Origin of the sequence: Komagataeibacter sp. FNDCF1 (assembly GCF_021295335.1) — a bacterium.
Taxonomy (GTDB): Bacteria; Pseudomonadota; Alphaproteobacteria; order Acetobacterales; family Acetobacteraceae; genus Komagataeibacter.
This window is the reverse complement of sequence record NZ_JAIWOT010000001.1, coordinates 1,357,275-1,380,354: the sequence shown is the minus strand read 5'-3', so window position 1 is coordinate 1,380,354 and position 23,080 is coordinate 1,357,275. Positions and strand designations below refer to the sequence as shown.

General features: G+C 68.1%; 24 protein-coding genes. 16 read left to right on the top strand and 8 right to left on the bottom strand.

What is annotated here, in order from left to right; translation table 11 throughout:
* From LDL32_RS06575 to LDL32_RS06540, 8 genes are all read left to right on the top strand, one after another.
* Nucleotides 1–447: a DNA polymerase III subunit chi gene (locus tag LDL32_RS06575; protein ID WP_233065371.1), complete on the top strand. Its 447-nt coding sequence runs from the start codon at nt 1–3 to the stop codon at nt 445–447.
* 45 nt (nt 448–492) lie between these two features.
* Nucleotides 493–1,344 (top strand): aldo/keto reductase, encoded by an 852-nt coding sequence (locus LDL32_RS06570; protein WP_233065369.1) that lies wholly within the window; start codon nt 493–495, stop codon nt 1,342–1,344.
* A gap of 67 nt (nt 1,345–1,411) precedes the next feature.
* Nucleotides 1,412–3,172, top strand: coding sequence for a proton-conducting transporter membrane subunit (locus tag LDL32_RS06565; protein WP_233065366.1), 1,761 nt, complete (start codon nt 1,412–1,414; stop codon nt 3,170–3,172).
* A 3-nt stretch (nt 3,173–3,175) separates the two neighbouring features.
* Nucleotides 3,176–4,144 (top strand): hypothetical protein, encoded by a 969-nt coding sequence (locus tag LDL32_RS06560; protein WP_233065363.1) that lies wholly within the window; start codon nt 3,176–3,178, stop codon nt 4,142–4,144.
* 2 nt (nt 4,145–4,146) lie between these two features.
* Nucleotides 4,147–4,695: a hypothetical protein gene (locus LDL32_RS06555; RefSeq protein ID WP_233065360.1), complete on the top strand. Its 549-nt coding sequence runs from the start codon at nt 4,147–4,149 to the stop codon at nt 4,693–4,695.
* The gene (locus tag LDL32_RS06550) at nt 4,692–5,780 is read left to right on the top strand and encodes a hypothetical protein (protein WP_233065357.1); all 1,089 of its coding nucleotides are present in this window, start codon (nt 4,692–4,694) and stop codon (nt 5,778–5,780) included. The genes LDL32_RS06555 and LDL32_RS06550 overlap by 4 nt, the downstream gene beginning before the upstream one ends.
* Nucleotides 5,777–7,246 (top strand): NADH-quinone oxidoreductase, encoded by a 1,470-nt coding sequence (locus LDL32_RS06545; protein WP_233065355.1) that lies wholly within the window; start codon nt 5,777–5,779, stop codon nt 7,244–7,246. Before LDL32_RS06550 ends, LDL32_RS06545 begins: the two co-directional genes overlap by 4 nt.
* Nucleotides 7,247–7,256: 10 nt before the next feature.
* Nucleotides 7,257–7,712: an NADH-quinone oxidoreductase subunit B family protein gene (locus LDL32_RS06540; protein ID WP_233065353.1), complete on the top strand. Its 456-nt coding sequence runs from the start codon at nt 7,257–7,259 to the stop codon at nt 7,710–7,712.
* A 27-nt stretch (nt 7,713–7,739) separates the two neighbouring features.
* Here the strand turns inward: LDL32_RS06540 and LDL32_RS06535 are convergent, their stop codons facing one another.
* The 3 genes from LDL32_RS06535 to LDL32_RS06525 are packed head-to-tail and all read right to left on the bottom strand — an operon-like array spanning nt 7,740 to nt 10,086.
* A complete protein-coding gene (locus LDL32_RS06535; RefSeq protein ID WP_233065351.1) occupies nt 7,740–8,603 on the bottom strand; it encodes a phosphatidylcholine/phosphatidylserine synthase in 864 nt (287 codons plus the stop codon).
* Between the two features lie 6 nt (nt 8,604–8,609).
* Nucleotides 8,610–9,287: a phosphatidylserine decarboxylase gene (locus LDL32_RS06530; RefSeq protein ID WP_233065350.1), complete on the bottom strand. Its 678-nt coding sequence runs from the start codon at nt 9,285–9,287 to the stop codon at nt 8,610–8,612.
* 34 nt (nt 9,288–9,321) lie between these two features.
* Complete coding sequence (locus LDL32_RS06525) at nt 9,322–10,086, bottom strand: bifunctional 2-polyprenyl-6-hydroxyphenol methylase/3-demethylubiquinol 3-O-methyltransferase UbiG (protein ID WP_233065348.1); 765 nt, start codon at nt 10,084–10,086, stop codon at nt 9,322–9,324.
* Nucleotides 10,087–10,171: 85 nt separating this feature from the next.
* Between LDL32_RS06525 and gloB the strand changes: the two genes are divergently transcribed.
* Nucleotides 10,172–10,903 carry a hydroxyacylglutathione hydrolase gene (gloB, locus tag LDL32_RS06520; RefSeq protein WP_233065346.1) on the top strand — a complete coding sequence of 244 codons (732 nt, stop codon included), beginning with the start codon at nt 10,172–10,174 and terminating at the stop codon, nt 10,901–10,903.
* Between the two features lie 256 nt (nt 10,904–11,159).
* Nucleotides 11,160–11,750: a polyhydroxyalkanoate synthesis repressor PhaR gene (gene phaR, locus LDL32_RS06515; RefSeq protein WP_233065344.1), complete on the top strand. Its 591-nt coding sequence runs from the start codon at nt 11,160–11,162 to the stop codon at nt 11,748–11,750.
* Between the two features lie 211 nt (nt 11,751–11,961).
* On the opposite strand, the gene LDL32_RS06510 is transcribed toward phaR, so the two are convergent.
* From LDL32_RS06510 to LDL32_RS06490, 5 genes are all read right to left on the bottom strand, one after another.
* Complete coding sequence (locus tag LDL32_RS06510; RefSeq protein WP_233065341.1) at nt 11,962–12,705, bottom strand: 1-acyl-sn-glycerol-3-phosphate acyltransferase; 744 nt, start codon at nt 12,703–12,705, stop codon at nt 11,962–11,964.
* 76 nt (nt 12,706–12,781) lie between these two features.
* A complete protein-coding gene (locus LDL32_RS06505) occupies nt 12,782–13,474 on the bottom strand; it encodes a YdcF family protein (RefSeq protein ID WP_233065339.1) in 693 nt (230 codons plus the stop codon).
* Nucleotides 13,453–14,400 (bottom strand): ABC transporter permease, encoded by a 948-nt coding sequence (locus tag LDL32_RS06500; RefSeq protein WP_233065336.1) that lies wholly within the window; start codon nt 14,398–14,400, stop codon nt 13,453–13,455. Before LDL32_RS06500 ends, LDL32_RS06505 begins: the two co-directional genes overlap by 22 nt.
* Nucleotides 14,400–15,074, bottom strand: coding sequence for a cell division ATP-binding protein FtsE (locus LDL32_RS06495; RefSeq protein WP_233065333.1), 675 nt, complete (start codon nt 15,072–15,074; stop codon nt 14,400–14,402). Before LDL32_RS06495 ends, LDL32_RS06500 begins: the two co-directional genes overlap by 1 nt.
* 19 nt (nt 15,075–15,093) lie before the next feature.
* On the bottom strand, nt 15,094–15,501 hold the full coding sequence (locus LDL32_RS06490; protein WP_233065330.1) for a hypothetical protein: 408 nt from the start codon (nt 15,499–15,501) through the stop codon (nt 15,094–15,096).
* A gap of 127 nt (nt 15,502–15,628) precedes the next feature.
* Here LDL32_RS06490 and LDL32_RS06485 point away from each other — a divergent pair, with 127 nt between their 5' ends.
* From LDL32_RS06485 to cheB, 6 genes are read left to right on the top strand one after another with little or no spacing between them, the layout of a single operon-like run.
* On the top strand, nt 15,629–16,255 hold the full coding sequence (locus tag LDL32_RS06485) for a chemotaxis protein CheW (protein WP_233065327.1): 627 nt from the start codon (nt 15,629–15,631) through the stop codon (nt 16,253–16,255).
* Complete coding sequence (locus LDL32_RS06480) at nt 16,252–17,622, top strand: protein-glutamate O-methyltransferase CheR (RefSeq protein ID WP_233065326.1); 1,371 nt, start codon at nt 16,252–16,254, stop codon at nt 17,620–17,622. The genes LDL32_RS06485 and LDL32_RS06480 overlap by 4 nt, the downstream gene beginning before the upstream one ends.
* Nucleotides 17,603–18,175: a chemotaxis protein CheW gene (locus LDL32_RS06475; RefSeq protein ID WP_233065324.1), complete on the top strand. Its 573-nt coding sequence runs from the start codon at nt 17,603–17,605 to the stop codon at nt 18,173–18,175. The genes LDL32_RS06480 and LDL32_RS06475 overlap by 20 nt, the downstream gene beginning before the upstream one ends.
* Before the next feature lie 6 nt (nt 18,176–18,181).
* On the top strand, nt 18,182–19,864 hold the full coding sequence (locus LDL32_RS06470; protein WP_233065322.1) for a methyl-accepting chemotaxis protein: 1,683 nt from the start codon (nt 18,182–18,184) through the stop codon (nt 19,862–19,864).
* A gap of 10 nt (nt 19,865–19,874) precedes the next feature.
* Complete coding sequence (locus LDL32_RS06465) at nt 19,875–21,983, top strand: response regulator (protein ID WP_233065320.1); 2,109 nt, start codon at nt 19,875–19,877, stop codon at nt 21,981–21,983.
* Entirely contained in the window at nt 21,980–23,077 is a 1,098-nt protein-coding gene (cheB, locus tag LDL32_RS06460; RefSeq protein ID WP_233065318.1) for a chemotaxis-specific protein-glutamate methyltransferase CheB, read from the top strand. Before LDL32_RS06465 ends, cheB begins: the two co-directional genes overlap by 4 nt.
* The last annotated feature ends 3 nt before the right edge of the window (nt 23,078–23,080 follow it).

Here is a 23,080-nt window from a genome sequence, read left to right as displayed (position 1 = left end):
ATGGCGCAGATCGGCTTCTATCACCTGACGCGCTCAGCGGCGCTGGCGGTCCTGCCCGCGCTGCTGGGGCGCACGCTGGCGGAAGGCAGGCGGGCGGTCATCCGCTGCGCGACACCCGCACGGGTGCAGGAAATCGACGAGGGGCTGTGGCGGGCGACCGACCCGCTGTGGCTCCCCCATGGCACACAGGCCATGGGGCATGGTGCGTGGCAGCCGATCTGGCTGACGGAGGGAGAGGACGTTCCCAACGGGGCAACCTTCCTGTTTGTGCTGGACGGGGTGGAGGTCACGGATCTTTCCCCGTTCGAGCGGGTGTTCGACCTGTTTGACGGCCATGACGGGGCCGCCGTTGCCGCCGCCCGCCGCCGCTGGGTGGCAGGGCGCGATGGCGGCCATGAAATGAGCTACTGGCAGCAGCAGCCCAGAGGCTGGGCGCGTCGCAGATAGGACGTCACGGCACCCCGGTGCCGCAGGATGGAAGGCAGGTTAGCGATGAAGACGGTCACTTTTCCCAATGGCACCACGGTTCCGGCGCTGGGCATGGGGACATGGAACATGGGCGACAGCGCCAGCCGCCGCAAGGACGAGATCAGCAGCATACGTGCGGGGCTGGATGCAGGCATCCGCGTGGTGGACACGGCGGAAATGTACGGCTCCGGCCGGTCGGAAACACTGGTGGGCGAAGCGATACACGGCGTGCGCGATGACGTGTTCCTGGTCAGCAAGGTGCTGCCCTCCAACGCATCGCGCAAGGGGGTGCGCAAGGCGTGCGAGGCCTCGCTCAGACGCCTCGGCACCGATTACCTCGACCTCTATCTCCTGCACTGGCAGGGCAGCGTGCCGCTGGCCGAGACCATTGCCGGATTTGATGACCTGGTGGATGCGGGGCTGATCCGCAGCTGGGGCGTGTCCAATTTCGATACCGATGGCATGCGTGAGGTCGCATCCATCCATGCGGGTACGCCGTGCGCCGCGAATCAGGTGCTCTACAGCCTTGATTACAGGGGTGTGGAATTTGACCTGCTGGCACGTGACCGGGCGGCGGGTGTCGTGACCATGGCCTACTCCCCGCTGGGGCAGGGGGGCGACCTGCTGAAAGCGCCGGTGCTGCGGCAGGTCGCGCAGCGGCACACGACGTCGCTCGGTCCGGCCACCCCGGCGCAGATCGCGCTGGCATGGGTGCTGCGGCAGGAAAATATACTGGCCATTCCCAAGGCGGGCAGCCCGCGCCATCAGGGTGAAAACTTTGCCGCGCAGGAGATAACCTTGACGCGCGAGGATCTGGCGCAGATTGATGAAGCCATAGCGCCACCGCGCCGCAAGGAGCCGCTGGCCATGATCTGACCCGCCCGGCCTTTCCCCGGGTGCAAGCGGGAGGGCCGTCATCATTCCTGTCATCCCTGTCATCCTGATGCTGCTGCTGGGTGGGGCGACGGTCCTGCTGGCCTGCTGGCCACGGGGCGGTGGCCACCCATCCGGTGGCCTGGCGCTGGCTTGCCTGCGGGGGGGATGGCTGGCTGTGGCCGCCATGGCGGTTCTGGCCTGTCTTGGCATCAGGCTGCCGGGCGGGCCGGTAGCGTGGAATGGCCTGTCTGCATCCCCACGCGTCATTGCCCTGCTTGTACCCCTTGGGCTTGCGGGCGGGGCCGCTTCTGCCTGGCGTGACCTTGCGGCCTGTGCCGCGGCGGGCCTTGCGGTGATGGGCAACGATGTCCTGTCCTGCGCGGGAGCGGGGTGGATACTGCTGGTGACAGGCACGACCCGGCGGGCCGGTGCGCGCCATGCACCCGACATGATTGCCCTGCTGCTGCTGGCGGCCGGGCTGACCTGCCCGGAGCGGGCCGGCTGGCTTCTGCCCGGATTGTGCTGGTGTGCCACGCGCGGGCTTCTGGGCCTGTCCTTTTCCCCCCGTATCGCTCCGCGTGCGGGCAGGCCGTTCCATCTGGCGGATATCGCGGGCATGATCGCCGCCATGGGCCTGTGGGGGCGGCTGCCCCGGGCGGGCATGGTGGCGGACATGCGCTGGGGCTGGCTGCTGGTCGTGGCGGGATGCCTGTTCTACATGACCGCGTCGTGGCGCGCGCTGCGTGCGGGTGAGGGGCGTGGGGTCATGGCCGGGCTTCTGGGTGGTTCCGGCGCGCTGGTGATCGTGCTGGCGGGGCTGGGGTTGCTGGCGCGTGCCGATGACCTGCCCGCCATGGCGGTATCCGCCAGCCGCACGTCCATGCTGGTGGTGGCAACGCTGCTGACATGGGTGTTCATGGCGCGCGCGCTTGATGTGATGGAGCGGGAGACCGGGGCGCTGATCCTGCTGCGGCTGGGGGGGCTGGGCATGCTCATGCCCTGGCTGTCCGCCCTGTTCGCTTTTGGCCTGCTGGCGGAAAGCGGGCTGCCGCCCCTGCTGGGTTTTTCCGTCATCTGGATGCTGCTGCACCTGCTTGCCGACATGTCGCATGGTGGTGGACTGGCGGGGGACATGCCCCTGCTGGCCGCACTTGTCGCCCTTGGTGTGGGCTGGGCCGTGCGGATGCTGGCGCTGGTGCGTGTGGTGGCGGTCATGCTGTGCGGCCGGCCCCGGACCCCGCGTGGCGCGGGGGCGGCCGACCCGGATGGCCGCGCCATGATACCCGTGCTAGCTGCCGGTGTGCCGGTGCTTCTTTCCTCCATCTGGCCGGGCCTGTGGATGGGACTGATGGAGGGAGCGGACCATGGCCTGTCCGGTTCCCTGCTTCATCCCGCCGTCAATGACATCGTTCTTGCCTCTCCCGATGGCACGGCCATTCTTCACCCCGGGCGGCTGTGCCTGCTGGTGGCGGTAATGGGGGGCGTGGCGCTGCTGCTGCGCAGACTTGCCTGCCCCACTCCCGCGCGGCAGGTGGCGGGCTGGCAGCAGGGCGCGCCCGCCGTTCCGCCCTGGATGGTCTTTGGCGACCCGCTGACACAGCCTGGCCCCGCCAGCCCGGCGCGCATGGTGCTGGACATGCTGGTGCCCGCCCCGACCCGGCTGCGCTGGGTGCGGGCATATGTAAGGTGGCGCGCATGGGCCGGGCGCGGGGGCAGGGTCCTGCTGCATCGTATGGACTGGCTGTGGCAGGGGCGTGTCATTGCCGTACCGGCTGTCATGCTGCTGGCCTGCTTGGGGGCGCTCGTGTTCATTGCGTGGCATGGATAGACGATGACGGTGCCAACCCTGCTGGCCGCGCGGATGCAGGCCACGCTGCTGGCTGGCTGCCATATGGCGCTGGTCATGCTGACAACCCCGTTGTGGATCGGCCTTCTGCGCTGGATGGCCACCATGATGGAGGGCGAGCGCCGCCCCCCCGATCCTGTCGCGCACTGGCGCGCGCTGCGGCATGCCTGGCGCCAGCCGGGCGTGCGCTCGGCCGCGGGTGCGCATGTTACCGCCCTTGCCCCCTGGCTTGCGCTGGCGGCGGCCATGGGGGCGGCCATGCTCGTGCCGTCCTTTTCCATCGGTCTGCCTTGTGGCGATCTGTCAGACCTGCTCGTGGTGGGAGGGCTGCTGGAAGCGGCTTTTGTCGCGCTTGTGACCGTGGCCTTTGCCGCGGGGCTGGCCCGGCCGGGACATGCCGGGCTGCGGGTGGTTGCCGGGGGGCTGATGCTCCAGCCGGTGCTGCTGCTGTCCTGCGCGATACTGGGCACGTGCCTGCCCGATGGCACGCTGGCGGGACTGGTGCGGCAGGCGCATGTGGCGGACATGAATCTGGTCCGTGTGCCGCTGGCGCTGGTGGCGGGCGCGCTGGTGCTGACGGGGGTGGAAGAAGGTCACGAAGCCGGTGCAAGGCTGTTTTCCGTCATGCTGGAAGACCTGGCTGGCCCCGACCGTGCCGTGGCCCAGTATGCGCGTGACCTGCTGGCGGTGGTATGGATGATGCTGGCGCGTGATCTGGTCTGGCCCGAAAGCATCGTGGAGCCTGATCTGCTGGCCCGTTCATGGGGGCCGGGGCCGATGGGCGTGGCCATGCTGTTATGGGGCATACACATGCTGCTGGCGTGCGGGTGCGTGGCGGGCATGCGGGTTTTCGTTCTGTCGGGGCAGCGGCATGCGGGCTGGCGCGCCGGGCTTGGCCTGCTCTGCACGATCATGGCCGGGGTCCTGCTTTTTGCCGGGCGGGGGGCGGGCTGACCATGCTGGTGCTTCTGCTTGGCATGCTTGTCATCTGTTCGCTGTCCTGTTCGGGGGGGCGCGGGGGCGGGCTTGTATGGCATGGGGGGCTGACGGCGGGCTGCGTGTGCCTGTCCGGCTGGAACGGGGGGCAGCAGGTCGGTGTTGCGTGCCTGCTGGCCGTGGTGCTGGCGGGATGCGTGGGCCTGCTGGGAGTACAGATGCTGCATGTGCCAGCCAGCGGGCGTGAGCGCAGCGTCATCCGCCTTGCTGGCGGACTGGTCTGCGTGACGGTGCTGGCGCAGGTCATCGTGCAGGGGGCCGTGGGGGACATGGCGCAGCGCTTCATGGTCATGGCGGCCCTGTGCGCCATCCTGTGCGGTGCGTGGGGTGCCTGTATCGCGCGCGGGCCGGCGGCGCTGTGCGCGGGACTGGCATGCGGGCTGGATGGCGTCATGCTGCTGGGCGCGCGCGCGGGCAGCACGCCGGTCATGCTGGTGGTGATCGTGGCTGCCGCCGGGCTGAATGCCGTCATGGCCAGCATTCCGCGCGCGGGTGGGGATTCATCATGATGTCACTCCCGCTTTACGGCAGCCTGCTGGCGGGGTGGATGGCCGTGTCCGTCATGGCGCTGCTGGCCACGGGAGCGCCACAGGCCCTGCGCGTGCTGCTGGCCGGGCTGCTTGTCGCGTTATGCGGTGTGGCCGGATGGGTCGCCCCGACCGCCGCGCAGGCGCTTATGGGGCTTGCCCCGGCACTGGCGCTGTGCGTGCGTGTCTCGTTTGTCCATGACGGCGGGAAGAATGGTTCCGGAGCGGTCGCTGCCGCGTTCATCCTGTCGGGCAATGCAGCGCTTGCGGTGGCGTTCGGGCGGTGTGACCTGCTTTTCGCGATCATGGGCGTGGGACTGGGGGTGCGGCTGGTACTGGCGCACGGCCCCCGGGGGCTCGACCGCATCGGGTGGGAAGCATTGCGCAGCGGGCTGGGCGGGCTTGTCATGGCGCAGGGCGGCCTGTCCGTGCTGCAGGCGCAATGGGGCGGCATGGCCGATCAGGCGGGGGCTGTGCTGCTGGTATGCGGTGTGCTTCTGGCCTGCGGGCTGCTGGCGGATGCCGCGCCGCCGGGCCTGCCGGGACGGGGGATGGATACGCTGGCCGCCCTGCCGGTCGTGGCACGGGCAGCGGATATGTGGCCGGTCGTGCAGCCGGTCCTGACCTTCATGGGGCTGGCCTGTCTGGCATGGGCTGCCCTGCCGCGCACCGGGCGGCAGGGCACACCTGCCATGGCGTGGGGGGCATGGGCGGTGCTGGCGACGGGTCTGCCGGGGGCGGCCACGGGGCTGCCGCTTGCGGCCTGTCTGCTGGTGCTTGCCTGCATGCGGCCCACCGCGCATGACGTGGTGGATGAGGGGTACCTGTCATGGCCACCGTTCCTGCCGGGCATGGCGCTGGTTCTTGTGCTGATGGCACAGATGGCGCATGCGCCTGTGGTGGCCCTGCTGGCGGGCATGAGCCTGTGGCCGGTCATGGCCCGGTGTGAACCGGGCATGGCGTGGCATGATGGCGTGCATGCCATGGGATCAAGGGGCGGCCTGCTGCTGGTGCTGGGCTGCGTGGTGCTTGCCGCTGTCATCCATCATGGGGGGATCGGGCCATGAAGCTGCGCGCCCTTGTCCGCGCCGGTCAGCCCACGTCCTGTGACGGGCGCTTTGTCCTGACCCCCGATGCATGGCGTGGGATGGTGGAGGAACTGCCCCATTGCCGCGCACGGCTATGCGGGCTGTGGTCGGATGGCGCGCAGGTGCATGCCCTGTTCCTGGATGGCACGGGGCCGCTGATTGCCAGTGTGGAGGTGGACGGGGGGCGTTATCATGCCCTTTCCCCCGCGCGCGCCGGGGCGCAGGCCCATGAGCGCATGATCCATGATCTGTGGGGGGTCGAGGCCATGGGGGCAACCGGTACGGCGCCCTGGCTTGATCAGGGACAGTGGGGGGTGACATGGCCCCTGCGGGAACGCCCGCCACCCGCCCCGCCGCCACCCGAAGGGGTGGAATTCGATGATGGCAGCGCCATGGAACGGGCAGGGGGCATCATGCTGGGTTACGGCCCGGCGGAGGGCGGTTTTCATGCCCCCCTGCATCTGCGCCTGGGTGTGCCGGGGGAGCGGATCATGCAGGTCCATACCCGCATGGGCTATGCCCATCGTGGACTGTGCGCGCGCATGCGGGGCAATACGCTGGCCGGGGCGGCGGGGCTGGTCGCCCGGATTGACGCGACGGCAACGGTTGCACACCAGCTGGCCCTTGCGCGTGCCGTGGCTGCCGCCGGGGGGGCAGCGGACTGGCTGGCCCGGTCGGCCATTTTCCCCGCTGAACTTGAACGGGTGGCGACCCATCTGGACATGCTGGGGCAGATGGCGGACCTGCTGGCGGATGGACGCTTCGCCACCCTGGCCGCAACCCTGCTTGAACGCGTAAGGCAGGCCTGTCACGCACTGTATGGCCACCGGCTGCTGTTTGATGTGTTCTCCCCCCCCGATGCGCATGCGGCCCGCGTACCCGCGGCAGGGATGATGGACGATCTGCATGCCGGCTGTCTGGCCTTGAAACGCCTGTTCTGGCGGCCGCGCGGGCTGGCCACGCAGTTGCTGGGCCGGGGCGTCCTGACCACTGACGTCGCCCGGCATTGGGGAATTGCGGGTTGCGCGGGGCGGGCTTCGGGCATCGAGGCCGACCTGCGGCGCGACGGGCCCGGCTACGCGCCGGGATGGCTGACACCCCCGCCGCGTGGCGGGGGCGACATGACCGCCCGCCTTGCCACCCGCCTGCATGAAATGGGGGAAAGCGTGGCGATCCTGTCCACGGCGGATACGCTGCCGGAATTGCCGCCGCATCCCGGCCCGGACGATATGACCGGCGAGGGTCTTGGCCTTGCCGAAGGTCCGGCAGGCCCCGTATGGCACTGGGTGCGGGTGAAAAACGGCCGGATTGCCGCATGGTGGTGCGGTGATCCGTCGCTTGCGCATATACAGGCATTGCCCGCCATCCTGTCCGGCGCGATGTACGAAGATGTTGATCCCGTGCTGATATCGCTGGGCCTGTCGGCTGCGGGGGCTGATCTGTAAGGAGGCGGCGATGGCGTATCTGCACCTGTTCTGGCCCGAGGGGACGGTGCTGCCGCGCCCGCGGGCGCTGGATATCTTTCATATCGAAACCGGTGGCTGCACCGGCTGCGCACTGGAACTGCGCGCCGTGTCGCGGGCACTGGTGGCGGCCAGCATCGATATCCGTTTCGTCACCACGCCACGTCAGGCTGGCATGCTGCTCCTGACCGGCAGCCTGACCATGGCGATGGCCCCTGTGGTGGAACTGGCCTGGCAGGCCATGCCCGGCCCCCGGCTTCTTGGCGCACTGGGGGACTGCGCGGTGGATGGCGGCCTGTTCGTGCCCGGTTACGCCGTGCTGGGGGGGGTAGGCGAGCGGGCGCGTGCCAGTCTGTCGCTGCCGGGCTGTCCACCCGCGCCCGCCACGATACTGGACGCCCTCGTGCGCTGGCGCATGGGGGAAGACAGGCCCGCGCCCCCGGAATAAAGGCGGGAGAAGCAGGCCAAGACGGGATCAGGACGGGTGGGCGGGCGTATCGTCACTTTCCTGCAGCGCGTCGGCTTCGCGGCGCAGGCGGTGAAAGCTGCGGCGGCTCATGGGCAGCAGCAGGATATACAGCACGCCTGCCGCCGCCAGCGCGCCCCATGGCTCGGCCACCAGTACCGCGGCACAGGCCCCGGTGCCCAGCATGGTGGGCAGGATAAGGGGAGACGGTACCTTGAAATTCTTGAATGACCAGACCGGTAGCGTGGAGACCAGAAGGAATGCCGTACCGCTGAGTGTCAGGGCAGGCAGGAGCGGGTCCCGCGTCAGTTCGTACAGCCAGTCCAGATGCAGCCGCTGTGCTTCCAGTCCCAGGAACAGCGGGAACAGCGCCAGCCCCGCACCGGCGGGGGCGGGCACGCCGGTAAAGAAGTTGCTGGCGTACTTCGGCTTGTCGGCATCATCATCCAGGCTGGCGTTGAAGCGCGCCAGCCGCAGCGCCATGCACACCGTGAACATGATGCAGGGAATGTAGCCGAACCGCCCGCCTTCATGCAGGGCCCACAGGTACAGGACAAAGGCGGGTGCCACGCCAAAGCACAGGAAGTCCGACAGGCTGTCGAACTCCGCCCCGAAGCGGCTGGTGCCGCGCAGCAGGCGGGCAATGCGCCCGTCCAGCCCGTCAATGCACGCAGCGATGAGCAGCGCCGTGGCCGCGCTGCCAAAACGCCCTTCCAGCCCGAAGCGCATGCCGGTCAGCCCCGCGCACAGGCCAAGCATGGTCATGAGATTGGGGACCATGCGGTTGAAGGACAGGCCGCGCACGCGGGGGCGCTGGCGTTTTTTCAGCCGCCGGATCCGGCGTGCCGGTCGGTCAGGGGGGGGAAGCGCCATGGAGGTCTAGAGCCGCGCCATCACGGTTTCGCCGCCGATCATGGTCTGGCCAACTTCAACCAGCGGGGTGACATCGGCGGGCAGGTACAGGTCGGTGCGGGAGCCAAAGCGGATCAGGCCGAAGCGTTCGCCCGTTTCATACTGCATGCCTTCTTCCGCATCGCACAGGATGCGGCGCGCGATCAGGCCCGCGATTTGCACCACCGCGACCTGACGCCCGTCACGCAGGGTCACGCGCAGCGCGTTGCGCTCGTTCAGTTCCGATGCCTTGTCCAGGCTGGCATTGAGGAACTGGCCCGCATGGTAGGCAATGCGCGTGACCGTGCCGGCCACCGGCATGCGGTTCACATGCACGTCCAGTACGGACAGGAAGGTGGCGACGCGCCATACCGGTGCATCCCCCATATCCAGTTCCGGAGGGGGAGCGACCTTCTCGATCGAGACGACATGCCCGTCGGCCGGTGCCACGGCCAGGTTCGGTTCCGCCGGCGTGACGCGTTCGGGGTCACGGAAGAAGTACAGGCAGAAACCGAAGAACAGCCCGCTGGCGGTACCCAGCAGCCTTGTCGCCCTGAAGGGCAGCAGGCGACCGATAACGGCCACGGCGCCCGAACCGAGAAGGAAGGGACGCGCGGCCGGGTGTGGCGGCGCGATGACGAGCCTGAGGGATTGAATCAGTGACATGGGACACTCTTCATGAAGATTTCAGTAAAATTGGTCAAGTATTCTGCGCATCCGTGGGCGGCCGCCGCTGCGTGACGCTGCGCGAGAAGACGCGTGCCGCCCCCAGCCGCAGCCCGCCGGGCACCACGACCGCGGGGCGGGTGGGCACACCGGCATAGATGTCCTTTACCGCCTCGATCATGCACACACCCCCCAGGCGGGGGAACAGGTTGCGCCCCGTCCATTCCACCATGCCGGGCGATGTTGCGGGGCAGGGGCCGACGGGGGGGATATAGAGCGCATCCTCATACCGTTCGGCGCGGAAGCAGGCATCGGCCAGCCAGCGGCCGATCTGGCGGCGCGAGAACGGTGTCCCCTGCCCGAAAGGGGAGTTGTCGGTATGTGCCCACAGCCCCGCCCGGTTGGGCACGACCAGCAGCAGGCGCCCGTCATCCCTGAGTATCTTCCACACCTGCCGCAGCAGGGCATTCTTGTCCTCGCTTACCTCCAGCGCGTGGATAAGCAGGATACGGTCGAATTTCAGGTCCTCGAACGGCAGGTGCCTGCCATCCGTGATGCAGTCGCGCCCCTGCCATGGCGGTGCGTCGCGCGTGACATGTGTATCCAGCCGCGCGGACATGCATGGCGCGTCGTCGCGGTCCCACAGTGGCAGGAAGGGCAGTGCGTAGCCAAGCCCCAGCGTATGGCCGTGCGGCATGCCGGGCCAGAAGGCGGTCATGCGCTGGCCCAGCAGGCGTGCCGCCACGCGGCCCCGATGGCTTTCATAAAAACGCGCGGCGGTGTGCATGTTGGCTTGCATTGGTACACACTAGCACACCCCGTGGCCCCGGCCATCACGTATGGTGGCCAGCCCGTGGCAACCGGCACAGACAGGGAGAACAGTCATGGCAGACGCTATTTTCATCCGGGCGATTCCCATTCTGGCGGACAACTATGCCTGGTTCGTGCGCGACGGGGCGACCGGGGCGACAGGCATTGTCGACCCCGCGGAGGAAGCCCCGCCTGTCGCGGCCATCGATGCGGCAGGCGGCAGGCTGGACCTGATCCTGCTGACCCATCACCATGCCGACCATATTGCGGCGGCGGCGGCGCTGCGCGCGCGCTATGGCGCGAAGATCGTGGGGGCGGCGGCCGATGCCCGCCGGTTGCCCACGCTGGATATGGCGGTGCGCGATGGGGACATCGTGCGTCTGGGGCAGGCCGAAGCCCGTGTCATGGCAACACCGGGACATACATCGGGGGAGATTTCCTACTACTTCCCCGCCGGCCCCGCCCTGTTCTGTGGCGATACGCTGTTCAGCATGGGCTGTGGGCGGCTGTTCGAGGGTACGCCCGCCGACATGTACGGCTCCCTGCAGCGCATTGGGGCACTCCCGGATGACACGCTTGTCTGCTGCGGGCATGAATACACGCAGTCCAATGCGCGCTTCGCCCTGCATGTCGACCCCGATAACGCGGCGCTGCGCGCCCGTGCGGCGCAGGTGGACGCCCTGCGCCACGAGGGACGGCCGACCGTGCCGGTAACACTTGGGCTGGAACGTGCGACAAACCCGTTCCTGCGTGCGGAGGATGTGGCGACCCTGGCCCGCCTGCGTCGGGAAAAGGACAGTTTCTGATATGATATGTCATGATGTCCCGGCATGCGCATAATGCGCCGTGGCCGCGTGTGGCGCGGCGCGTGCCGATGCGCCGGGGGGGGGCGCAATGGTCGTGGCTGGAGCACCCTGGCAGAGCGCCGGGCCACGGGTGGGAGCGGGCATCATCGATGACGTGAAAATGCAGGATTGATTGATCGGGCACATGGTCGGGGCAAATATTTTGCCCTAATGATGTGGCAGTGTGTTCTCATGCCGCGTTCATGAAATCTGCACCATGGCGTATCGGGGCGACAGGCCCCTGATCCATGCGAAAGGAAGGCATTTGTCGGTCTCTTCTGCCCCCGTCATAATCAAGAAATATGCAAACCGGCGGCTGTACGATACCGAGGTTTCGGCGTATATTACGCTTGAAAACCTCATGGACATGGTCAAGCAGGACCGTGCCTTCGTCATCTTGGATGCCCGCACGGGCGATGACATAACCCGTGGCGTGCTGGCGCAGGTGATGCTGGAAGAGGAAACGCGCGGTCGGGCCATGCTGCCCGTCGCCTTCCTGCGCCAGCTCATCCGCTGTTATGGTGACAGGAGGCAGGGTGAGGTTTCTGATTATCTTGAACGCATGATGACGGCCTTCATGGACCGTCCTGCAACCGCCGGAGTGCCTGACGGGCTGGAAAGCCTGGGGCAGGAAAACGCCGCCGTGGTGCGTCAGGCCATGTCACTCTTCACGTCGCTATACGCTGTGGAGCAGGCAGGCGACCGTACGGTTGAAGACCTGTTGCACGAAATCATGGACCTGCGCCAGCAGGTGGCGGCACTGCAGGCCCGCGTGGGGCAGGGGCAGCCACCCCCCACCCCGGACTAGAGATGGCCCTGCATCCCGCCTGTTTCGTCTCCTTCACGGCCTGACCGTGGGGTGATGCCGGCCTGACATGGCGCATGTCATGCCGGTATTCCATTCCGGCGTCATCATGCGGGGTATCAGTTTGCCTGCAGGCAGCCCGTATCGCGGCAGTCGCTGGCGTGCACGAAGGGCGTAGAGCAAAAGGCCGCCCGCCCGGATGGGGTGGTGCGGGTCAGCTGGCGGAGGCGGTGGTTGTCCCGGCGGGGGGAACCGGCAGCCCGTTATCCGTGCACAGCGTCCGCCACGCCGCGCCGATGGCAGGCAGGAGCTGTGCCCGGCGCAGGCCCGGCGGCAGGGGCTGACCTATGACGATATGAATGGTGCCCGGCTGCTTGATCAGGGCATTGCGCCCCCAGTGCAGTCCCGCATCGGTCGCAACCGGAATGACCGGCATGCCGGTATGGGTGGACAGGGCGGCAATGCCGGGCTGCAGCCGGACCGGTGCGCCGGGCGGCGTGCGGGTGCCTTCGGGAAAGATGATGATCTGGCGGCCTTTGGCCACCGCGTCGTCCGTTGCGGCCAGCAGGGTGCGCAGGGCTTTTGCCTTGCCATCCCGGTCCACCGGTATCATGCCGCTCAGCCGCAGCATGGGGCCAACCAGCGGGATGCGCTCCAGCTCGCGTTTCATGACATAGGCGGGCAGGGGAACCAGGTTCATCCACACCAGCGTATCGAACATGGACTGATGCTGGCAGGCCAGCAGGCACGGCCCCTGTGGCAGATGCTCGCGCCCGGTGACCTGTATGGTGATGTTGCAGATATGGCGCAGCCCGCGCAGCGTCAGTCCCGTCCAGAGCTTGGCGTAGCCCAGCGCAAGGCGCGGGGCGAGCAGCCTGATGGGAAAGGCCAGCACACCCATCACGATGGTCAGCAGCAGGAAATACAGGTTGAACATCAGCGCGCGCAGTACGGTCATGAAACAGGTCCATCAGTGGGCATGGTTTTTTCCTAACACCAGAAAAGCCGGGTTGCGACAAGCGGCAATGCCCGCGTCATCCCATGCTGTCGGGCATGTCGGGGCGGGTGTCGCTGCGGTTGACCAGCCCATGGAGCGGACGCGTCAGCCGCACCACATTCAGGCAGGCGAGCAGCCATTTGTCGTATTCCACCACCATCAGCCGCATCGTGGCGGGATGGAACGGGTGCAACAGGGCGGGCGAGCGTATGGGGTAGCCATACAGTCGCACACCGGGCACCGTGCGCGAGATCTCCAGCATGGCACGGCGGATGTGATAGCCCGCCGTGACCACGATCAGGCTGTGCAGCCCGTATTCATGCACCCATGCCGCCGTCTCGTCCGCATTGCCCAGTGTGGACGTGGCGCGGTGGCCCAGTGCCGTGTGCGTCCATATGTCAAGCGGGACCGGCTGGGGCAGGTGGCGCAGGAAGTCACCGCGTGTGGCATGCGGGTCCACACCCGAAATGAGCAGCCGGCCGGCACGGCCCTGTGCCAGCAGGCGCAGGGATTCCTCGATACGCCCCTGCCCGCCGGTCAGCGCGACGATGCCATCGGCACGCAGGGGCAGAACGGGTGGACGCATGGCATCATGGACAAACCACGCCAGCCCCGCCGCCCATGCCACTACTGCGGCGGCCAGGCACCCGGCCAGCAGGCCACGGCGCGGTTGGGCGGCGCGCGTGGCGCCCGGTGCGGGGGGGCGTATCATGGCAGGCGGCGCAGCCATGCCCGCACGGTCAGCTGCGTGGTGGCCCAGCCGGTCAGGGCCGCCACCGGCGGCAGGGCCAGCAGCATCCATGGCAGTGCATGGGGCAGCAGGCCGATCCAGGCCCGCGGGTCGTGCCAGTCCATGGCGGGGGGGATGGATGTTTCTCCCGCTGCGTTGAAGGGGGCGGCAAGCCACGACATGGCCACCAGCATGGGCAGGGCCAGCACGCTGCCACCCAGCCCCCCGCCCAGTGCCAGCAGTCCCACGCGGGTGGCGAACCGTTCCGAAATATAGCTGTCGGTCGCCCCCAGCGAGTGGATGAGGGCGATGGCCTGCCGCCGTGTCTGCAGTCCGGCGCGGGTGGCTGCCATCACCACCCCCACGGCCACCGTCATCACGATCAGCACGGCAAGCAGCGCGCAGGCCTGAAGGCTGGCCGCCAGCGCCGCCAGCCGGTCGCTCCATATGCTGTCATGTTCCACCATGACCCCTGGCGCACGGGCCTGCAGGCGCGCCGCGAGATCAGGGGGCAGGGGGTATCCCGGCCGGGTGCGGACCTCGATCACGGCAGGCAGCGGCAGGACGGGGTCGCCGGTCTGTTCGATCCATGGCGCCAGCAGGTCGCGCAGTTCGCCCTCATTCAGCCGGTGGGCGGCCGCAATCCCCGGTGTCGCGTCTATGACGGCCTGCACCGCCGCGATGCGCGTGGGCAGGGCGGCTGTGGCCGTGCCATCCGCGCTGGCCGGGTCATCGGGACCAGGTACCTGCACGGTCGTGACCGCGCCCGCGCCATGGGTCCAGCGCTGCGACAGGCCGTGGGCCGCGATGCCGCCGGCCAGCGCCAGCGCCGCCAGGAACGCCATGGCCGCGACAAGGAACGGCAGGAACTGCCCCGGCAGGGCCTGGCGCAGGGCCAGCCCGTCATGATAGCGCCGTCGTGCCATTAGCCGTTGTAATCCCGCACCATGTGGCCATGCGCCAGTTCAATGGCCGGTGCAGGGTATTTGCGGACAATGGCGTCATTATGCGTTGCGACCACAATGGTGGTGCCCAGTTCCGCCAGCCGGTGGAACATGGTGATCAGGCGCGCGGCCTGTCGTTCATCCAGTGCGTTTGTCGGTTCGTCAGCCACCAGCAGGGACGGGCGGTAGATCACCGCGCGGGCAATCGCCACGCGCTGCTGCTCCCCCCCCGAAAGCTGCGGCGGCAGCGCGTCCAGCCGGGTCTCCAGCCCCACCCATTTCATGATGGCGTGGACCTCGTGACGGATTTCCGCCTCGGCCCGGTGCTGCAGGCGCAGCGGCAGGGCCACGTTGTCGAACACGTTCAGGTCGGGCAGCAGGCGGAAATCCTGCCGCACCGCCCCGATCCGCCGGCGCAGGCGTGCAAGGGCCGCGCGCCGGGCGTGCATGACCGGCACGCCCAGTATCTCCACCATGCCCGATGTGGCCTGTACCTCAAGTGACAGGATGGACAGCAGGGACGACTTGCCTGCCCCCGACGGCCCGAGCAGCCAGCGGAATTCGCCTTGCGCCACATCCAGGCTGACATGCGAGAGCGCGCCTCTCCCCGTGCGGCTGCCACCATGGGTGTAGCTGACATCATGCAGGCGGAACATGCGGCTTGCCCGTCAGTCTTTACATGGTGCGCGCGGCAATGGTGGACAGGGTGGCGCACAGGGCGGCGGCGGCCATGAGCAGCAGCCCGTCAAACACCAGCGAGGATGGGGTCAGCAGGTGCGAGCCCAGTTCCACATGGTCGGGAATGGAATGCGCGATATGGGCGATCATGTCCCGCGTCTGCGGGTCGCTGCCGGCGACGCCGTCGGCAATGCCGATGAGCCGGGGCAGCGCGCTCCAGCCTATGCCCAGTACCAGCATGAGCGGCGCCAGCAGTTCGGAGACCTGCTGCACCAGATAGAACAGGAAATAGAACACGGCCCACACCGCCACACGCAGAATGCGCGGCATGTTCAGCCCGCCCGTGCGCGTGCCATCGGGGGATGCTGCGCGGTCCTGCGCGTGGTTGGAAAAGGGACTGTCCATCAAAACAAGACTCCGGCCATGGGGCACTTCCCCGGATTGTAGGAAACGCATTCCAGACCGAGGTAGCGATGGCTTGTATTAAATGCAAACTTCTGCCTTGTGGATACGACAAACAGCAGGTTGCGCCATGCCAACGGATCACGCCACGCCACGACCGGATACGGGACACCGATCAGCGTCTGCACCGGTGCAGGCGCGCGGGGCGCTGTCGCCTCTCGTCATCTTCCGTGTCGGCATGCGGCTGTATGGCCTGCCCGCAGGGCTGGTCGTGCGTGAATGCATGCCCGTGCCGGACCTGTTGCCGCTGGCGGTGGAAATGCCACATATAACAGGCTGCCTGAAGCTGGGGGGCACCATGGTGGGGGTGCTGGACATGGGGGTGCTGCTGGGCGCGCGTGCGCAGGCGGTGCGCCAGCCGGTCGACCTGCTGTACCGACCGCTGCTGCTGTGCAACCTGCCCGGCGGCGGCAGCGTGGGGCTGGTGGTGGATGCGGCACTTGACGTGGTCCGGCCCGAAGGCGGCATGCGCACGGTGGTTGACGGCGCGCCGGGGGGGGCAGAGGGTGCACGGCAGGAACTTGAACTCGGGGATGGAAGCATTGCCTTCATGCTGCGCATGACAGATATCCTCAACGATGGGGAGCAGGTGCGGCTGGACAGCCTGATGGCCCGGGCCCGCATGCGCGCGGCCCTGTGGGCTGGCGGGGACGACACGGCCGATGCCGATGCCGATGCGGGCGGGGATGGGGCATGACCACGCCATCCGCCTTTCCGCCCGCGGGGTTGCGCAAGCTGCTTGCCGCCGTGACCCGGCGCACCGGCCTGCATTACTACACGGACAAGACCGACCTGCTGGAGGAAATGGTGGGCGCGCGCATGCGCCTGCACGGGTGCCGGACCTGCCATGACTATCTGGCCGTGCTGGCGGATAAGGGAATGGGGGACGCGGAATGGCGGGAACTGGAATCCGCCATTACCATAGGGGAGACCTTTTTCTTCCGGTATGCTGAGCAGTTTGCGGCGCTGGAGCATACCATCGTGCCCGGACTGATCCGCGCGGCGGCCACCACGCGCCACCTGCGTGTCTGGAGCATAGGCTGCTCCAACGGCGCGGAACCCTATTCCATCGCCATCCTGCTTGCGCGCCTGCTGGAAAAGGCGGGCATGAACCCGCGGGAGTGGCATATCGAGATACTGGGCACCGATATCAGCACCCGCGCCATCGAACAGGCCCGTCTTGCCGAATTCAGTGCATGGACCCTGCGCGATATCGACCCGGCCCGGCGGGCGGCATGGTTTACTGCGGTGAGCCCCCGCGTGTGGCGGCTGCATGAGCGTTACCGCCGCATGGTCAGCTTCCGCTACAGCAACATCCTTGACCTGCTGCAGCCCGATGGCGGCCCCGCCGGGCCGTTCGACCTGGTCCTGTGCCGCAATGTGCTGATCTATTTCGCGCAGGCACAGGCCACCGCCCTCGTCCGCGCCATTGCAGGGCGTCTTGCCCCACGGGGCTGGCTGCTGCTGGGGCATTCGGAGCCGGTTACCGATTTTTCGCCATGGCTCGAGACCGTGCGCCTGCCCGGCACGCTGGCCTTCCGCGCCGGCATGGCGGGGAAGGGACCGGTGGCGCCCGTCGCGGCGCGGGCCATGCCGCCCCGGCGCCACTCCCCGCGCGCGAACGTGCCCATGGCGGGCGCCGACAGTGCCGCCGTTGCCACCGCGATACGCCGCATGGCGGATGATGGCCACGTGCCGCGGGCCATGCAGATGTGCCGTGACCATCTTGCCAGCCATCCGGTCGATGCGCGCATCCACTTCCTGTTCGCGGTGCTGGCATGGGGGGAAGGCAGTCTCCTGCAGGCCGAGGAATCGTTTCGCCGTGTCATTTACCTGTGCCGGGACCACATCATGGCGCGCTGCTACCTGGCCCGCCTGCTGGAAGATGCAGGCGCCTGCGCCGAGGCGCGGCGGACCCGCCAGCAGATGGTGGCGCTGGCCCGGCGCTGTCCGCCCGGCGCGGCGCTGCCCGATGGGGATGGCCTGACGGCCGGCGGCCTGCTGCGCCTGGCACGACACATGGATGAAGCCCTGCCTGGCGAGCATGCCCGGGTCTCGTCATGACGGGAGACGGGTCGTGACGGGGGGCGGGCCGGTGGCGCGCGACAGCGGGAACGACGCCTTTGCCCGGCGCGTGCTGCATGAGCGCGCGCGCGCCCTGGCGGCCCGTGACCGGCCCGGCGCGCATATCGCGCCCTGTCGCCCGCTGATCATGGTGGATGTGGCGGACCAGCCCTGCGGGGTGGACCTGCATGCCGTGCTGCGTGTGACCGACCCGGTCTGGAACGACATGCCCCGCAGGCCCGACTGCCCGCCCGGCGTGCAGGGCGTGCATGGCTACCAGGGGGATCTGTATACCGTGTTCGACCTGTCGGTGCTGCTGGGTGGCGCACGGCTGGAACGGCCCGGTGTCATGCTGCTGCTGCGTTCGGTTTCCAGCATCCCGCTCGGACGGATCGCGCTGCTTGCCACATCGGCCGCGGGCACGGTGGAGATTACCGGCACCCCCACGCCGCTCACGCCCTCGGGCTTTCCGCAGGCCAGCCTGCCCGATGGCCGTCGCCTGAGCGTGATTGATCCTGCCCGCCTGTTCTCTTCCCGTTATGTCGGAGTGTGAAGTCCCGTGACAATCGCCAATCGCCTGCTGTTCGGTTTCATGGTCGGTGTCCTGCTGCTGGTGTCGCTGGGCATCTACGCGCTGGGCCAGATCCGTGAGGTGCGTGACGAGATGAACATCATCGTGACCCGCGACCTGTCGGTTTACCGTGAACTGACGCATATCCGCGCGAACGAGAACGATCTGGTGGCCCGCCGCCTCGCCATCCTCGCGCATTACTACGCGCATGATTTCGAGACCGCCCCCGCCGTGCTGGAAGATGCCATTGCCAGCTGGAATGAAAAGGCGCGCGAGGCCGATGGCCTGCTGGCGGGCGTGCTGTCGCGCGCGGAGGAAGGCGGCCGCCTTGCCCGCAGCGATGACCAGCGCGAGATGTTCAATACCGTTGCCAGCCAGCTGCGTGAGATTTCGGGCCAGTTCCAGATGGACACGCACGGCGCCGGCATGCTGTTCCAGGCCATACGCGCGGGCAACGACCCCAGTGTGCGTGAGCAGGCGTCACGCATCGACAGCCGCGAGCAGTCGATCGACCTGCTGGTAGGGCGCGCGGCCTCGCTGCTGGACCATGGCGTGCAGGTGGCCGAAACGCAGGGCGCCGCATCCTATGACTACAGCCGCCGCTCGCTTGCCATCGGTATGATGGTGGCCGTGGTGGTCGCGCTGATCGTGACCTTCTGGACCCGGCGGTCGATCATGGAGCCGATCTCCTCCATCATGCATGTGATGGAGCGCGTGGGGCAGGGTGACCTTGCCACCCGTGCCAAGGTGGGCGGCATGGGCGAGGAACGTGACGAGGTCGCCCGCCTGGCCGCCGGCCTGAACCGCATGATCGACGGCCTGCGCGAGATCGCGCGCCAGAGCGGGGAGGTCACCCAGAACCTTGACGCCGCCGTGGCCGAAATCCGCGCTTCCACCCAGCAGCAGGCCGCAAGTGTTGAGGAACAGTTCGCCGCAGTCCAGGAAACGGCGGCCACGGTGGACGAGATCACCCATTCCGGCGCCCAGATCAGCAAGCGCGCGCGTGAAGTCATTTCCTCGGCGGAGGTGATCGTCCACAGTTCGGCAAGCGGGCTGGAAGCGGTGGAGGAAACCGCCCGCGCCATGGCCCATACCCATGACGGGGCGGAAGCCGTGGCATCGAACATCGTGGCCCTGTCCGAACGGACGGAGGCAATCAGTGAAATCATCGCCTCCGTCAACGATCTGTCGGAGCGTTCGCACCTGCTCGCACTCAATGCCGCGATCGAGGCAGCGGCGGCGGGCGAACATGGACGGTCCTTCGCCGTGGTGGCGGCCGAGATGAAGATCCTGGCCGACCAGTCGCGCGATGCGACCCAGAACGTACGCGCCATACTGGGTGACATCCAGCGCGGCATCAACACCTCGGTCATGCTGACGGAGGAAGCGGTCAAGCGTGTCTCGGCGGGTAAGGAACGCACCGACATCGCCTACCGCACCATCGAGCGCATGACCGGCGGGATCGAGGAAGGGGTGCACGCCTTCCAGCAGATCGTGGCGTCCACCAACCAGCAGCAGATCGGCATCGAACAGGTCATGACCGCGTTGCAGAGCATCCGCCAGGCCAGCCAGCAGACATCGGCGGGCACCCGCAATCTCGAGGTCTCGGCCAGCAACCTGGGCAAGCTGTCCAAGCAGCTGCTGACCATCTCCGCGCGCTACCGGACCTGACGGCGGTATTGTGGAGAACCTGCGCGAAGAACTTCTGGCGGTATTTGACGCGGAATACCGTGACCACCTGCGTGCCATCCGCGCCATCGTGGCCCGGGGCTGTCCGGACGCGCAGGGGCTGGCGGAAATCTTCCGCCGCGTCCACTCTCTCAAGGGGGCGGCGCGCGCGGTGGAACTTCCGGTGGTCGAAGGGGTGGCCCATGCGCTGGAAAACCGCCTGTCCGCCCTGCTGGCGGCCCATGCCGCCCCGCAGGATGCCGACCTTGGCGCCATAACCGATACGCTGGACGAGATCGACCTGCTTATGGCCACCCCGCCGACAGCGGGAGAGACGCCCGAAACCCCCGCCGCACCAACCGAAAACCCGGCCTATGTGCAGGTGCCGGTGGCCCGGCTCGATGCGCTGGCCACGACGGTGCATGATCTCATGTCGGTGGCGGACCGGCAGGAACGGCTGTGGGCGCAGGTCATGGACCTGCTGACGGAATCGCGCGCCGTCATGCACGCGCCCGAGCGCATGCGCGCCGACCCGGTGGCCGAATTCGCGCGCATGACCCGCAGGCTCATGGCGGTGGGGCGGGAGCGTGAACTCATGGCGGGCCAGATCGACCGCGCGCTGCTGCGGCTGGGGGAGGAAGTGCATGCCGTGACCCTTGTCCCCGCGGGCAGCGTGTTCGGCTCCCTTGCCGGCATGGCGCGCAGCATCGCGCGGGAGCATGGCGGGCCGGATGCGGGGGTGGACGTGCATATGCACGGCATGGAAGTCCAGACCGAGCGGCGCGTGATGCAGGCCCTGCGCGACCCGGTGCTGCACCTGGTGCGCAACGCCATCGTGCATGGGCATGAAACCCGGGCCCAGCGGCTGAAGGCGGGCAAGCCCGAACATATGAACATCACCATCGCCGTTACCCTGAACGGCGTGCGGCTGCAGGTCGCGGTCAGTGATGACGGACGCGGGCCGGACCTGCGCGCCATTGCCGCAAGGGCGGCGGGGCAGGGGCTGGTCCATGCCGATGCGCCGCTTGATGCCCGGCAACTGCTTGCACGCGTGTTCGAGCCGGGCTTTTCCACGCGCGGGCAGGCCGATACCCTGGCCGGGCGGGGGGTTGGCCTGTCGGTGGTGGCCGAAGCCGCGCGCGCGCTGCACGGCACCGTGCGCATGGAACAGCGCCAGCCAGCAGGCACCACCGTGACCCTGACCGTGCCCGTCTCCCAGCGCCAGCGCACCGTGCTGCTGGTGGAAAACGCGGGCCAGACCATCGGCCTGCCCGGCCGCGTGATCCGTCACCTGCTGCGGGTGCGGCGTGAGGAGATCCGACTGCTCAACAACATGCCCTTTGCCGTGGTGCCCCACCCGCCCGATGGCGCGCACCGCATGCCCGCGCCGACGCAGGAACAGGAGGAGGAACTGGTGCCGCTCGTGCCCCTGCGGGCCTTCGTAGGGGATGAGGACGCGCCATTGCCCGTGCGTGATGGCGCGGTCAGTGTCGCGGTGATGGAAGTGGGCGGCGTGCGCTGCGGTTTTGCGGTGGAGCGCATGCTGGATGTCCGCACGCTGCTGGTATCCGACGCCACGGCGGTGGGGCTGGACAGTGAACTGGTGCCCGGCATTGCCTGGCCGCGTGAGGACCAGCCGGTCTTCATCATGAGCCCCGACCGGCTGTTCGCGCGCTGGCGCCTGCGTGGGGCGGGTGGCGGCATACGCTTCAGCGATGGCGAGGGCCCGGCCCCCGTGGCCGCCCAGCGCCATGCGCCGCTGGTGATGGTGGTCGATGATTCGATCACGACCCGGACATTGCAGAAAACGATCCTGCAGTCCCATGGTTATGATGTGTGTCTGGCGGTGGATGGGGAGGAAGCGCTGGCGCTGCTACAGCAGTCCTCGCGGCATGTGGATGTGGTCGTGACCGATGTCGAAATGCCGCGCATGGATGGTCTTGCCCTGCTGGCCGCCATGCGGGCCGACCCGCATCTGGCCGACATTCCCGTGGTGCTCATGACATCGCGCGATGACGGGGAGGACGTGCGCCGTGGCATGGACGGCGGTGCGCGCGCCTACCTGACCAAGCAGAAATTCGACCAGGGTGAACTGATCGACACCATAAGGGGCCTGTTATGAGCAGCCCGGCTGCTACCCCGCAGCCCCCGCGCCGTGTGCTGATCGTGGAGGATTCCGCCGTCCTGCGGCATCTGCTCATGCGCGTGGTGGCGGGTGATCCGCGTCTTGAACTGCTGGAGGCGGTGGAAACGGCGGAGGAGGCGCTGCGCCTTGTCCCCCGCCTGCGGCCCGATGTGATTTCCATGGACATCTGCCTGCCCGGCATGGACGGGCTTGAGGCCACGCGCCAGATCATGGCGCATTTTCCCACCCCCATCGTGATCGTGAGCGACACGCTGGGCGGGCAGGCCACCCATGTCTCCATGAACGCCCTGCGCTCGGGCGCGCTGGCTGTGCTGGAAAAGCCGCAGGGCCTGTCGGGCACCGCCGGGGCTGCCGTGGCGCAGGGCATCGCCACCCAGCTTTACATCATGAGCCAGGTGCCCGTCATCCGCCGCCGCCTGATGGAGGCCGAGCCCTTCCGCCACAAGGGCATGTGGACACGCCCGCTTTCCATTCACCCGCGCATCCTTGCCCTTGCGGCCTCCACCGGCGGTCCCACCGCCTTTGCCCGCGTGCTGGGCGACCTGCCGGCCGATTTCGGGCTGCCGGTGGTGCTGGTCCAGCACATGGGGGCGTCCTTCATGGAAGGGTTTGCCCAGTGGCTGGACCAGCAGGTCGCACTGCCGGTCATGCTGGCGCGGCACGGCATGGCGCTGGAGCGCGGCCGTGTGCTGGTCGCGCCGGGCAACCAGCACATGACGGTCGGCACGCGTGGCGAGATCGTGCTGCATGACGGGCCACCCGTGCAGGGGCAGCGGCCTTCGGCGGATGTGCTGTTTTCCTCGGTGGCAGGGGTCTTTGGCGCTGACGGGCTGGGCGTGCTGCTGACCGGCATGGGCGAGGACGGGGTCCAGGGTCTGGGCCGCATCCGTGCGCATGGCGGCTACACGATCGTCGAGGACCGCAGCACCGCCGTCATCCATGGCATGCCGGGGGCGGCCGAACGGGCGGGAGCGGCGTGCATCAGCCTGCCGGTGCATGAGATCGCGCCGCATATTCTCCGGATCATGGCTGGCAGCCCGATCCCCACCGAAGGACCATCCGACCCATGAGCC

What these genes read in the sequence shown, in the direction of transcription:
- LDL32_RS06575 (WP_233065371.1), top strand. Translation starts at nt 1, where the DNA reads ATGGCGCAGATCGGCTTCTATCACCTGACGCGCTCAGCGGCGCTGGCG.
- LDL32_RS06510 (WP_233065341.1), bottom strand. Translation starts at nt 12,705, where the DNA reads ATGACCGTACTGCGCGCGCTGATGTTCAACCTGTATTTCCTGCTGCTG.
- LDL32_RS06475 (WP_233065324.1), top strand. Translation starts at nt 17,603, where the DNA reads ATGCCCGGGTCTCGTCATGACGGGAGACGGGTCGTGACGGGGGGCGGG.
- LDL32_RS06560 (WP_233065363.1), top strand. Translation starts at nt 3,176, where the DNA reads ATGACGGTGCCAACCCTGCTGGCCGCGCGGATGCAGGCCACGCTGCTG.
- LDL32_RS06505 (WP_233065339.1), bottom strand. Translation starts at nt 13,474, where the DNA reads ATGGCTGCGCCGCCTGCCATGATACGCCCCCCCGCACCGGGCGCCACG.
- phaR (WP_233065344.1), top strand. Translation starts at nt 11,160, where the DNA reads ATGGCGTATCGGGGCGACAGGCCCCTGATCCATGCGAAAGGAAGGCAT.
- LDL32_RS06490 (WP_233065330.1), bottom strand. Translation starts at nt 15,501, where the DNA reads ATGGACAGTCCCTTTTCCAACCACGCGCAGGACCGCGCAGCATCCCCC.
- LDL32_RS06545 (WP_233065355.1), top strand. Translation starts at nt 5,777, where the DNA reads ATGAAGCTGCGCGCCCTTGTCCGCGCCGGTCAGCCCACGTCCTGTGAC.
- LDL32_RS06530 (WP_233065350.1), bottom strand. Translation starts at nt 9,287, where the DNA reads ATGTCACTGATTCAATCCCTCAGGCTCGTCATCGCGCCGCCACACCCG.
- LDL32_RS06540 (WP_233065353.1), top strand. Translation starts at nt 7,257, where the DNA reads ATGGCGTATCTGCACCTGTTCTGGCCCGAGGGGACGGTGCTGCCGCGC.
- LDL32_RS06550 (WP_233065357.1), top strand. Translation starts at nt 4,692, where the DNA reads ATGATGTCACTCCCGCTTTACGGCAGCCTGCTGGCGGGGTGGATGGCC.
- LDL32_RS06525 (WP_233065348.1), bottom strand. Translation starts at nt 10,086, where the DNA reads ATGCAAGCCAACATGCACACCGCCGCGCGTTTTTATGAAAGCCATCGG.
- cheB (WP_233065318.1), top strand. Translation starts at nt 21,980, where the DNA reads ATGAGCAGCCCGGCTGCTACCCCGCAGCCCCCGCGCCGTGTGCTGATC.
- gloB (WP_233065346.1), top strand. Translation starts at nt 10,172, where the DNA reads ATGGCAGACGCTATTTTCATCCGGGCGATTCCCATTCTGGCGGACAAC.
- LDL32_RS06480 (WP_233065326.1), top strand. Translation starts at nt 16,252, where the DNA reads ATGACCACGCCATCCGCCTTTCCGCCCGCGGGGTTGCGCAAGCTGCTT.
- LDL32_RS06555 (WP_233065360.1), top strand. Translation starts at nt 4,147, where the DNA reads ATGCTGGTGCTTCTGCTTGGCATGCTTGTCATCTGTTCGCTGTCCTGT.
- LDL32_RS06535 (WP_233065351.1), bottom strand. Translation starts at nt 8,603, where the DNA reads ATGGCGCTTCCCCCCCCTGACCGACCGGCACGCCGGATCCGGCGGCTG.
- LDL32_RS06570 (WP_233065369.1), top strand. Translation starts at nt 493, where the DNA reads ATGAAGACGGTCACTTTTCCCAATGGCACCACGGTTCCGGCGCTGGGC.
- LDL32_RS06565 (WP_233065366.1), top strand. Translation starts at nt 1,412, where the DNA reads ATGCTGCTGCTGGGTGGGGCGACGGTCCTGCTGGCCTGCTGGCCACGG.
- LDL32_RS06495 (WP_233065333.1), bottom strand. Translation starts at nt 15,074, where the DNA reads ATGTTCCGCCTGCATGATGTCAGCTACACCCATGGTGGCAGCCGCACG.
- LDL32_RS06485 (WP_233065327.1), top strand. Translation starts at nt 15,629, where the DNA reads ATGCCAACGGATCACGCCACGCCACGACCGGATACGGGACACCGATCA.
- LDL32_RS06500 (WP_233065336.1), bottom strand. Translation starts at nt 14,400, where the DNA reads ATGGCACGACGGCGCTATCATGACGGGCTGGCCCTGCGCCAGGCCCTG.